Origin of the sequence: Leptolyngbya sp. CCY15150 (genome assembly GCF_016888135.1) — a bacterium.
GTDB lineage: Bacteria > Cyanobacteriota > Cyanobacteriia > RECH01 > RECH01 > RECH01.
This window is the reverse complement of the sequence record NZ_JACSWB010000280.1, coordinates 1-11,572: the sequence shown is the minus strand read 5'-3', so window position 1 is coordinate 11,572 and position 11,572 is coordinate 1. Positions and strand designations below refer to the sequence as shown.

Sequence of the window (11,572 nt, the reverse complement as noted above, 5' to 3'; positions counted from 1 at the left end):
CTATCCCACCACCCAAGTGTCATCCCCCATCAGGAGGGTCAAACCCGCCCACAAGAGCGTCCATCTGCTCTCGTACTAGGGTGAAGGACGTGGGAAATACGGACAATCTGTTGATCGACCGTCCCTTCCATCAGATTGCACACCTAGCTCTGCCGCTTTCAAACGTCGATGGTCAACATCGATGGTATCTGTCGATAGTGTCTGCTGAATTGTCTACTGAGTTCATGAACTATGCTCGTGATGTCGATGGCGATCGCCTATCTTATCAATCAATATCCTAAGGTTAGCCATAGTTTTATTCGCCGCGAAATTCAGGGAGTTGAAGCCTGCGGTATCAGTGTATACAGGTTTTCAGTCCGATCGCGCAGCGACGAGCTAGTTGATGAAACAGATAAAGCTGAACTCCAAAAAACTGAGGTGATTCTTCAGGTAGGGCTGGTCGGCTTGATGCTGGCCATGGGCAAGGTGGCCCTATCTCGACCCACGAAGTGGTTAAGCGCCCTGCGGCTAGCGGTGCAGGTGGGCTGGAACTCTGAGCGAGGTCTGTTGCTGCACATCATCTATTTGGCGGAAGCCTGCGTGCTGCTGGGCAAATTGGCGCGTACCCCGGTCACCCATGTTCATTCCCATTTCGGCACCAATTCCACCACCGTCGCCATGCTCTGCCATGCCCTAGGCGGGCCACCCTATAGTTTTACCGTCCATGGCCCTGAGGAGTTTGACAAGGTGAAGGCGATCGCCCTCCCAGAAAAAATTCGCCGGGCTGCTTTTGTCGTCGCCATCAGCTCCTACGGCCGCAGCCAGCTCTATCGCTGGTGTTCGGCAGACGACTGGGCCAAAATTCACATTGTGCATTGTGGCGTAGACGATTACTTCTTGAACCCAGCCACCACGCCCATTCCCGCCGCCCCCAATCTTGTCTGCGTAGCGCGGCTGAGCGAACAAAAAGGGCACCTGCTGCTGTTAGAAGCTGTTCACCGCTTAGCTCAAGCCGGGCAAGAGTTTCACCTCACGCTTGTGGGGGACGGGGAGCTGCGATCGCAGCTTGAGGCCAAGATTCAGGATTACCAGCTCCAGTCCTACATCACCATCACAGGATGGGCCAGCAGCGCCGAGGTACAGCGCCATATTTTGAATAGCCGAGCCTTTATCCTGCCGAGCTTTGCGGAAGGGCTACCGGTCGTGATCATGGAGGCCCTTGCCCTACACCGCCCGGTTCTCAGCACCTACGTGGCTGGTATCCCTGAGCTGATTGAGCCCGGCGTCTGCGGCTGGCTAATTCCGCCCGGCTCCGTGGATGCCCTCGCCGACAGCTTAAAAACGGTCTTGCACACATCCCCAGAAGACCTCACCCGCCTAGGCGACGCTGGAGCCCAACGCGTCCAAGTGCAGCACAATGCCCATACGGAAGCCCATAAGCTCACCCAGCTCTTTGCCAAGCCCAAGTAGCATCCCCAAGGCGATCGCTCCCCCTCAAGCTTCGGCTACTCCTGGGTAATACCCGTCCTTCCAGCCACCATCATTCACCCCTTTTTTCCTAACTACTATGCCCTCCCTCAAATCCCTAGCCCTCAAAGGTGCCATTTGGACCTTCGCCGCCTATGGCTTCAGCCAAGGCATTCGGCTAGCTAGCAACCTAATTCTCACCCGTTTGCTGCTCCCCGAATTCTTTGGCTTAATGGCGCTGGTCTACACCTTCATCGGCGGACTCACCCTCTTCTCAGATATTGGGATTGGCCCCAGCGTCATTCAAAATCGACGCGGCAACGAACCCGACTTCCTCAACACCGCCTGGACAGCCCAAATTATTCGGGGGTTTGGTCTATGGCTCTGCTGTTTGATCATCGCTTGGCCCGTCGCCGCGCTGTATGAAGAACCTCGCCTGCTCTGGCTGGTTCCCGTCATCGGCTTCACCATGGTCTTAGGCGGTCTAGAATCCATGGCCAACTACACTCTCAGCCGAGAGGTTGCCATGGGGAAACTGGCGCTCTTTGAAATTAGTACTCAGTTAATCGGTACGGCCGTCACGGTGATTTGGGCATGGTTTGATCCCACCGTTTGGGCCTTAGCCGGTGGATCGCTGGTGGCTTGGAGTCTGCGGTTAATCATTAGCCACACCCTTCTACCCCAAGTCACACCCAGCCGCCTAAAGTGGGATAAAGACGCCATCAAAGAGATTATTTCCTTTGGCAAATGGATTTTTCTATCCACCGCTATGATGTTCCTCTCCACCCAGTCTGACCGTCTCCTGCTGGGTAAATTCCTCTCGTTAGAGTTTCTAGGTATCTACAGCATTGCCTTTACCCTTGGCGACCTACCCCGGCAAATTAACCAAAAGGTTTACACCAAAGTGTTGTTTCCGGTGATGTCTAAAATTTCCGACACCCCTCGTTCAGAACTGCGCCAGAAAATTATGAAGTCTCGCCAGGCAGCCCTAGCAGGGTTGATGGTGGTAGTGGTGATCCTAGCGAGTGGCGGAGATATCATTATCGATTTTTTGTATAACGAAAACTTCGAAAGTGCCGGCTGGATTTTGTCCATCGTGGCGCTGGGGCTATGGCCCAACCTGATGGCCGATACCCTCAATCCTTGCCTATTTGCCGTGGGTCAACCCCGCTATAACGCCTATGGGAACTTTTTTAGCTTCTTAGTCATCGTCGTGGGTATCCCTGGATCGATCATGATCTTGCCGGAAGAGATAGCTCCCTTCGGGGCAGTATTGGCGGTGGCCTTAAGCGAATTGCCCTTTTATATTGCGATCGCCCTGGGGCTATACCGAGAAAAACTCTCCTGCCTGAGGCAAGATGCTATCTTCACCGGGCTTCTGGTCGTCCTCCTAGGAAGCGTATTAGCAGTACGCACTTTCTTAGGGCTAGGTCTACCCTGGGACGGCGTATTTGCCTAAGTCTAAGACCGGCCGATCAGCCTCTAACCCAGGACTAGGGCTATACTTCGTGGTTATACATCGTGAACCGTTGCATCTATATGGGCGGATAGCTTCCATAAGCTGAATGGATAACGCCTGGGAAGCTCTAGGGCAGACAAATCCCTATCTAGCCATCCTAAAAAACGATGACTCAACCGTTTAGTTCCTTGGTGGGAGAGCATAGCACCCCACCCGAGGTCATCGACTGGATCAGCACTATCCTGCGGCCCATGGTCATCAAAACTATCTCCCACTCAGATCTTTACCCTTAACCAGTGTTATGAAGGTTACTTTTGTCTTGCCCCCCGTTGACATGACTGGAGGAATTCGGGTGGCGTCCATTTATGCTGATCTGCTGCAACAGCGGGGCCACCAGGTCACCGTCGTTTCCACGCCTGCCCCCCGCCCCCGATTGCGGCGGCAGATTCGCTCTGTGTTAACCGGCAAGGGATGGATTCCGACGGACAAGAAGATGTCCTATTTCGATGATCTTGATGTGCCCCACCGGGTGATTGAGCGATCGCGCCCCATGGTTGCCGCCGATGTGCCAGATGCTGATGTGATCATCGCCACCTGGTGGGAAACAGCCGAATGGGTAGCGGCGATGCCTGAGGCCAAAGGCACCAAGGTTTACTTCCTGCAGCACTACGAAATCCATGACTATCTACCCGTGGAGCGGGTGAAGGCTACTTGGGCCCTGCCCATGCATAAGATCACCATTGCCCAATGGCTGGTCGATGTTGCTAAGGAAACCTACGGCGATCCAGAGGTCTCCCTTGTCCCCAATGCGGTGGATTGTCAACAGTTCTATGCCGAACCTCGGGGCAAGCAAGCCATCCCCACCGTGGGCATGATGTTTTCTCGGGCCGCTTGGAAAGGCTGCGATTTTGCCTATGAGGGCGTTCAGCGAGCGCGACAGGTGATTCCTAATCTCAAACTCTTGGTGTTCAGCATGTTTCAGCCCGGCGACAATATGCTAGCCGGCTGCACCTTTTTCCATAAGCCCAGCCAAGCAGAGCTGAGAGCCATTTACGCAAGCTGTGATGCCTGGTTGTTCACCAGCAAGATTGAAGGCTTTGGGCTGCCAATTTTGGAAGCCATGGCCTGCCGAACACCCGTGATTGGCACTGCCGCCGGAGCCGCTCCCGAACTCTTGCAGGAAGGCGCTGGCCAATTCATTCCATTCAACGATCCTCAGGCCTTAGCGGATGCGATCGTGGCGATCGCTCAGATGCCCGATGCCGATTGGCGGGCCATGTCTGAGCGAGCCCATGAGCGGGCAATTCACTATACCTGGCAGGATGCGGTGGTGACCTTTGAGGCAAGTCTCGAACGAGCGATCGCCCGTCAGCAAGCGGGCCTGCTCCAGCCGCTCACCCCGCCGCCGCCATCAACGACCCCCGATGTGCCCGAGTCTGCACTCTAGGCACCCCCTGCCGACCGGAGAAATTCATACTATGATCGAGGCAATGGCGTAAATTTTTGTAAATCCCTTGACATCAGCTTTTGAATCTGTAAGAAGCACCCTAGCATCACCACCTTGGTATGCCCTGCAGCCCATTTGGCAAGGGGGAGAAGAGGTAGTTCAGCAAGGCTTGCCCCATGATCAACTGGCCCCAACGTGGCAAATTCTCATGCTCGGGGATGGCTCGCCCACCCGTCACCTCCAGCTACTCACCGGCGAACGGACGGACGTGGATGTGATTGATATGTCGCTGATTGGCTGCGATCGCGACCAGGCTCCCAACGTGATTGACGTCATTCCAGGGCCCCGCCTGCGCCGCCAAGTGTGGCTACGTACCGCTTCTGGGCAACGGCTTGCCTATGCCACCTCCTGGTGGGAAGCCAGCCATGTTGACGACTATTTACAAAATCGATCGCTGCCCATTTGGGCTAGCCTCGCCCGCCTGCGCACCGAACTCTACCGAGATGTTCAGGGCATTTACTGCGGCTATTCCGACGTTCTAGAACAGGAATTTCAGCAAGCGGGCCCCTTCTGGGGACGGCACTATTTGTTTTGGCATCACGGACAGCCCCTCACCCTGATCTACGAGGTATTTTCTCCCTATCTAACGCGGTATTTGGGCCCCATGCAGCGATCGCAGCCCTAGACGCTAGCTATCTCTAGATCACCCTCAGATCACCGACGAGAATTGCAACAATAGTGCATAATCGGGATATCTAGGGTGTTTCTTGCAGCAATTATCTCTTCAGTACTGAGCCAGGGGATATATCCATTCCTGGTTCCATCAGAATCATCTAGGGACGTTTGGCATCTTCTATGAATCATGGCTAACGATGACAGTGACTACCATGTCATCGGTCTGGCTTTATATGCCCAGCCCAGTATGCCCGGTCTAGTATGCTCGGCCCAGTGGGGCTGTCAGTGTGCCTGTGTGATTCAAAGGTATAAGATGTAACCGATGCCTCGGTAGCAACATCTTGATGATCATAAAACGGTTCGGATCTACCTCTCATTTACTTGTATAGATGAAATAGTTCCCCTGTGAACTCCCCCTGTGAACAAGCCGTTACTCAGTATCTTGGTTTTCAAGTGAGCCATCTTGCACGGTATTGCGCCTTGCATCCCTGCCATCATCCCAGCTATGACGTCGTAACTGTCTTGGGCTAGTCTTAACCTGACAAAATGCCCATTGGGCATGAACTTCATTCCTCCATGAAGCTCTTACCAAGATGTTCTGATGACAGGCGATCGCTGCCACCCCCCAACCATACTTGGGTATCCTGTGCGATATAGATTCATCCTCCCATGACGCTGATTAATCCTCCTCCTAACCTAAGCGCTAGCACAAACCGACAACCTCCCCACATCTCAACCACGGCTTCGTCCCACAGGTCATCTCTGCGCTTTATCAAACCCGTTAGCCTACGCACTAAGCTGCTGATTGGCTTCAGCATGGTGTTTAGCATCGTATTTGCTGGAACCTTCTACTGGTTTTACCAATTCACCACCGAAAAAACCCTCAGTCGCCTCCAGGCTGATATGGAAGCCACGCTGAACGGCGCAGCCGAAGGTGTTGATGTTGAAGAATTAATGGCGTTGTATACCGAAGGACAGCCCAATGCTGAAGGCTTTTCGGATGATCCACGCTACCACAATCAACTGAAATGGTTTCAAACTGTTCAGAGCATTGAACCCAGGGCTTGGCTTTATTCCTACGTCATTCGTCGTGAAGGGGAAACCCATTGGACTGGGCTTAATTCTAATAATCCCCAGCGCTTAGAAATGGTGTTTTTAGTCGATCTATGGGCCATTCGAGATCCTGAAAAGGCGGCCCATTTTCTAGCCGTTGAAAATCCGGGTACCCCGCGCTGGGCCATTTTAGATGAGCGGATTAGACGGGAAGATGAAATTTATACCGATGATTGGGGCGCTTGGATTTCAGCCTATGCACCCCTACGAGATGCCAATGGCAATGTGGTTGCCGGCCTGGGGTTAGACATTGAAGCAGATTACGTATTTCAGGTACAGCAGGCCATTCGCAACCGGGTATTGATATCCTTCGGCATTACCTACGGCGTGTTGTTTATCCTGATCTATACGTTGTCGGGTATCTTAACGCGCAACTTAGTTGAGTTCACCGAATCAGCGGAGAAAATCGGAGCTGGAGACTACGGTGTTCAACTGTCGCGATCGCACCTACACACCTTTCCAGATGAAATGGATCGCCTGGCTCAGGTTTTGCAAAGCATGGTGGAAAGCATTCGCACCCGCGAGCAAATGATCATTAAAAGTAAGCGGATTGAAGATGAAATTCGTCATGCTTTGAAAGCAGAAAAAGAGACGAATGAACTTAAGTCGCGCTTTGTGTCTATGGTGTCCCATGAACTGCGCACTCCCCTCACTATCATCCGCACCTCTACAGAATTGCTAGAGAAATATGGGCATCAAGTTACCGAGGAGAAAAAGCAGGAATATTATCATCGCATTCGCTCAGCCATCAGTACTATGACCCAGTTGCTAGAAGACGTGCTGACCCTAGGCAAAGCTGAGGCTGGGCGGCTTGAGTTCAACCCTATGATGGTCAATCTAAATTACTTTTGTCGGGAAATTGTTGAAGAAATGCGCATGGGGTTGGGCATCAATCACACCATTGAATTTGAATGTTTATTGGGCTGTGAACAAGCGTTTCTAGACCCAGCTTTGATGCGATCGATCCTGACGAACTTGTTATCCAACGCCATCAAATATTCTCGCTCCCATAGCACCGTAAAACTGAGCCTCCACTGTCAAGATGGTGTTGCTCTGATTGAAATTCAAGACGAAGGTATTGGCATTCCTAAAGAAGACCAACCTCGATTATTCGAGCTGTTTCACCGCGCCAGCAACGTCAGCACCATTCGCGGTACGGGCCTAGGGCTAGCCATTCTCAAACAATGTGTTGCCCACCACCAAGGGCAAGTGCGTTTTAAGAGCCAGGAAGGCGTTGGAACCACCTTCACCATCCAACTACCTATCCAACCCCCTCCAACGCCCCCTGACGCCTAAATAACCCCAAGCTCAGCTTCAGGTTAGGGGCTCAGGGATGAACGGATCCGTCAGGCAAGATGGCCTGGTAGAGATTGGCGGTGCCCAGGGTCTCGATGTCAAGAATTGCCCCTTCCAGGTTGGCATAGCTGAGGTCTGCACCTCTCAGGGATGCCTCGGTGAGATCAGCACCCTGTAGACAGGCTTCGCGTAAATTGGCGCGGTTGAGGTTCGCCTTGCTCAAGTTGGCCCGGATTAGGCTGGCCTGAAGCAAATTGGTTTCACTCAAATCAGCGCGACAAAGATTACTCCCATCCAAGATGGCCTGGGTCAGGTTGCTCCCCATCAAGCCAATATCCGCAAGGTAAGCATTGCGAAGGATCACCCCCTCTAAGTTGGGCGATCGCAGATGCAGGTGACCCTTGACCAGCTTAGCCATGCTGAAGGTCTTGCGTCCGGAGCTATAGAGTTTAAGCAGTTTTTGGGCTTTCTGTTGAGCGATCGCTTCAGCAGACGCCGTCATGGGCGAACGTGTCATTGGGTGCAACGTGTGATATTAGTTACACTCCAATACTCAGATCCTACGGGGAAAGATCAGGAATGGGGCGATTTAATTCTTGGTGAATTTTGAACGCTTTCGTAATCCTTGGCTGACGCGTCAACCCCTGGGTCGGGGAGGTTGGCTAGCTCCGTAGCGATCGCCCTATCCAGATCAGTAGTCGCCTCCGCTAGGTTGCTGGAGACAGCCTCTGGGACATCGCTGGGGGAGGTCAGCACCTGCTGGACTAAGACTTGGTACATCAAGGTTTGGTCTAGTTCAACCTGCTCATCCATGGGCTGGGGAGCTGGGGAACTGTTTAGGGGTTCAGAAGCAGACCAAGGTGGCCCCTCTGCATTTGCAGTCACCCCCTTATTAGTTAGATCAATACTATCCAGGGGGTGACCCTCCGGGGTGACCTGCTGTTGTGCCCAAGCCTCAAAAATGCGATCGCGGCCATCGGTGGGTGAACTGTAGCGGTAGATCCAATTGCGGCTGCCGTCTCGGAGGCGCGATCGCCGTTGGCGATGGAGCTTAACGCCAATCAGGCCTAGCAAGGCTTGAATGATCTGCATGGAGCCCATGTTTTCAGTAATGGAGATCCGGAAGAGGGTTTTCAGGTCATACCTCCACTGCCGCGATCGCGCCACAATTGCCTGCACGAGGTCATGATCACCGTGAACGTCTTTACCGTCTTGCAGCAGGTCTACGAGACCCAGTAGCTTGAGAGCCTCAACGCGCTCGGTATAGGTGCGGACATCTTGGGGAGAGATGATCCCCTGGCCGCGGGATAGGTGATCGCGCCAATGTTGGCGATCGCGCGATCGCACTTGGTCGCTGGCATGGGTGAGGTAATAGTGCAGCCGCAGTTGCTGATACCAGCCCTGTTGATGGTGGAGGTATAGATCCGCCGTCACCTCAACGCCATAGCGCTGCTGTAGGCGATATTTTTCCTCTTGCTGACGTTCTTCTGGTGTTTTGTAGCGCTGGTCTTGCAGGCGTTGGTAGAGGTCGTCGGTAATGTCTGCTGCGTTGACAACTCCGTTGGCCTCATCCTGACAGGAGCGATCGCGAATATTAGTTTGCTGTTTGTTGATATCGCTTAAGCGTTTCTTGTCCTGAGATGCTGGGGTCACAGCCGTTACGGTATGCCCTTCTTGCACCAGGGTTGCTTCTAGGACATCTCGCAGCTTCGTCAGAGATGTATTGGCGCGGGCAGCAAACTTAGCCCATGTACGCAACGTTACCGGATCGTAGGTGTAATCAAGGTCAAAATCGACGTCTTTGAGCAATCGTAAGTTGGCTTGCTGGGTGCGAACGGTGGAGGCTACGACGGCTTGGTAGTCTGTGGAGCCATTGCCAATGCGATTCACCCCAAAGGGGCGTACCCAGACATGGCGGGGCACCGATTGTCGAACTCGCGCTAGGGCTTGCCTAATTTCACTATCGGGAATCGTGCCTTGAAAGATACCAAAGACCGCGACAAAGTAATCGGGAACGTTAAAGCTAATGCCAGAACCGATGCTGGGTGAGGCAATGACGATGTCATACTGCTGCATCAACGGGATCAAGTGAGCCATGCATCCATAGGCAGGATGGCTAGGATCGGTGACGGTATGGCTGTCGATGCGGAGAATGCGCTTATCGGGAAAAAGCTGCTGGAGGCGCGCTTCAACGTTGACGGTTCCCCACTTAGAGCGAGGTTTCTGGGCATCCATGCAGATAAACACAGGCCCTTGCTGCACCGCCTGTTCTAGGGCAACCCATAGAGCTGCTGGATCCGGTGTTTTGTAAAACGTGATCGGCCATGCCTGTGTTGGTTTCCAGGTGTTGACGACGATCCAGGGCTGAATCGGAGCTGCATTGGGTTCATCGGGGCGATCGCTGCCATAGGTGGTGAGCAGCTCAATACTCAGGTCGGATAGATCGGCATCTTGGGCAATGACCAGTCCACCGCTGGATAACACCAGCCGCAGGAGCGCTTTGAAGGTTTCTAAAATCACCACCCGCTCTTGCTGACAGGTGGTGCTATTGAGAACATGCCAGATAATCTGCTCGCATTCGTCTAGCACCACGATCGCGCCTTTCCAATCAGATACCATAAACTGCGCTTGGCTACGGCTATGAAGGGAGTCAATACAGAGGCCAAAGCCAAGTAAGTTAGACGTTTCAGATTGATGGAGTTCGCTCACATAATCCAGCCCCAGAAGCTGGCAAATGGCCCGGGCAAGCTGGATACGATGACTGATGACCAAAGTTTTACGGCCCGTCTGGGTGGCTTGGCGGATGATGCCTTCTAGAAGGGAGGTTTTTCCAGTACCTTTGGGAGATTTGATACAGACTAAGCCTGACTCAGGCAAGGTAACGTCTAGATAGCGCTGATGCACCGTTTCCTGCACAGGACAGGTTAATTGATACATCCGCCGCGATCGCCAAATGTTGAGCGGTAGGGCTTGCTCATAGCAATCGGTAAAGGCTGCTTGAGAGCGCTGCATGATGAAGTCATCCACCCCTTTTTCGGGCCCCGGCAACTCAATCACCCGCACATCACAGCCCGCATCGTGCCACAGTCCTCCTAGCACCAAGGTGTTGGCCTGCACCGCTGCTTGGGTTGATGGCTTTTGATCGTGGTCAAAACAGATGTAGACCTGGCGATCGGGGGTGGCGAAGAGCTGCAAGTCAGGAATTAAGTAGCGCTTGCCTGAACGCGTTCCCTGGTTATTTTTCTGCACTCGGTAGCCACTGCTCACACCGGGAAGGGCAATGGCAGCATAACCGGCAGTGAGCAGCGCTCCTGCTTTCTTAGCCCCTTCTGTAATCAGAATAAAAATATTGTAGGTTAAGACACAATGCCAAAAGCCTTGGTCTTGGTCTTCCGGGGATGGACAGACGCCTGCGGTTTGATAAACCCGTTGAGCGATCGCGTCGGGTACCATAAGAAAATAAGCTCGCGTTGCTACTTTAACCGGTGGTTCATACTTCACGACCTTAAGTTTGGAACGGCCTGTCCCGCCATAATCCAAATGTCGTCGAGGTGTATCAGCCTTAAACTGCCCCCACAGCATTGGTTCCCATTGGCATTGAGGATCTAGCCCACTACACCACCAGCCGCCTGCTTCTAGGGGCGCATAGTCCCGGAGATAAAACGAAGATAAGCGTCCGGTATTCGTGCGGGAAACCTCTTCTCCGTAGAACAGATAATCATAAATAGCAGCTCCGCTGAGGCTGCAGACATTAGCCTTAATGAGTTCAGCATCTACGCCACTATCAAGCCACTCCTGATAGTGGGCATCGGTTATCGATGCGGTCATTGATGCGGCGGGTATTGAGAGATGGGATGAGCCGTTGACCATAACTATTCTGCACCTCAAACTGACTGGAACCCTTCCTGGGTGATCTATGCCAAGCCATCGCAGCACAAACTGCCCTCTCAAGAGAGGGATGTTGGCGCAACTGCCCGTTTCGGGTTGGTGTATTGACTTTAGCAGACTGGCTTTTTGTGATTACAAGGGCAATTTGCCAGTTTTGTAATCACTTTGATTACAAAATGACCCAATGCGATCGCTGAAACCCTGATTCTCTCGTTCGGGGTTGGCGAGTTTGGGGGGGGGGTTCTAGA

At 53.1% G+C, this 11,572-nt stretch carries 8 protein-coding genes; 6 read left to right on the top strand and 2 right to left on the bottom strand.

The features are described 5' to 3' along the window. Positions 1-246 precede the first annotated feature (246 nt). The 6 genes from JUJ53_RS22050 (at position 247) to JUJ53_RS22030 (ending at position 7,436) form a co-directional block, all read left to right on the top strand. Positions 247-1,449 (top strand): glycosyltransferase, encoded by a 1,203-nt coding sequence (locus tag JUJ53_RS22050; protein ID WP_204154244.1) that lies wholly within the window; start codon positions 247-249, stop codon positions 1,447-1,449. Positions 1,450-1,546: 97 nt separating this feature from the next. Then, entirely contained in the window at positions 1,547-2,905 is a 1,359-nt protein-coding gene (locus JUJ53_RS22045; RefSeq protein WP_204154201.1) for an oligosaccharide flippase family protein, read from the top strand. Positions 2,906-3,206: 301 nt separating this feature from the next. After that, a complete protein-coding gene (locus tag JUJ53_RS22040) occupies positions 3,207-4,352 on the top strand; it encodes a glycosyltransferase family 4 protein (protein ID WP_204154200.1) in 1,146 nt (381 codons plus the stop codon). A gap of 67 nt (positions 4,353-4,419) precedes the next feature. Further along, on the top strand, positions 4,420-5,037 hold the full coding sequence (locus tag JUJ53_RS22035) for a chorismate lyase (protein ID WP_204154199.1): 618 nt from the start codon (positions 4,420-4,422) through the stop codon (positions 5,035-5,037). Positions 5,038-5,214: 177 nt separating this feature from the next. After that, the gene (locus JUJ53_RS25260) at positions 5,215-5,346 is read left to right on the top strand and encodes a hypothetical protein (RefSeq protein ID WP_275415827.1); all 132 of its coding nucleotides are present in this window, start codon (positions 5,215-5,217) and stop codon (positions 5,344-5,346) included. Positions 5,347-5,696: 350 nt separating this feature from the next. Beyond that, on the top strand, positions 5,697-7,436 hold the full coding sequence (locus tag JUJ53_RS22030) for a HAMP domain-containing sensor histidine kinase (RefSeq protein WP_204154198.1): 1,740 nt from the start codon (positions 5,697-5,699) through the stop codon (positions 7,434-7,436). A gap of 31 nt (positions 7,437-7,467) precedes the next feature. On the opposite strand, the gene JUJ53_RS22025 is transcribed toward JUJ53_RS22030, so the two are convergent. Next, positions 7,468-7,938 (bottom strand): pentapeptide repeat-containing protein, encoded by a 471-nt coding sequence (locus JUJ53_RS22025; RefSeq protein ID WP_204154196.1) that lies wholly within the window; start codon positions 7,936-7,938, stop codon positions 7,468-7,470. A gap of 71 nt (positions 7,939-8,009) precedes the next feature. Beyond that, complete coding sequence (locus JUJ53_RS22020; protein WP_204154195.1) at positions 8,010-11,264, bottom strand: plasmid replication protein, CyRepA1 family; 3,255 nt, start codon at positions 11,262-11,264, stop codon at positions 8,010-8,012. Positions 11,265-11,572: the final 308 nt, after the last annotated feature.

Coding starts and splice junctions, on each gene's coding strand:
- JUJ53_RS22050 (WP_204154244.1), top strand. CDS start 247: ATGGCGATCGCCTATCTTATCAATCAATATCCTAAGGTTAGCCATAGT.
- JUJ53_RS22045 (WP_204154201.1), top strand. CDS start 1,547: ATGCCCTCCCTCAAATCCCTAGCCCTCAAAGGTGCCATTTGGACCTTC.
- JUJ53_RS22040 (WP_204154200.1), top strand. CDS start 3,207: ATGAAGGTTACTTTTGTCTTGCCCCCCGTTGACATGACTGGAGGAATT.
- JUJ53_RS25260 (WP_275415827.1), top strand. CDS start 5,215: ATGGCTAACGATGACAGTGACTACCATGTCATCGGTCTGGCTTTATAT.
- JUJ53_RS22030 (WP_204154198.1), top strand. CDS start 5,697: ATGACGCTGATTAATCCTCCTCCTAACCTAAGCGCTAGCACAAACCGA.
- JUJ53_RS22025 (WP_204154196.1), bottom strand. CDS start 7,938: ATGACGGCGTCTGCTGAAGCGATCGCTCAACAGAAAGCCCAAAAACTG.
- JUJ53_RS22020 (WP_204154195.1), bottom strand. CDS start 11,264: ATGACCGCATCGATAACCGATGCCCACTATCAGGAGTGGCTTGATAGT.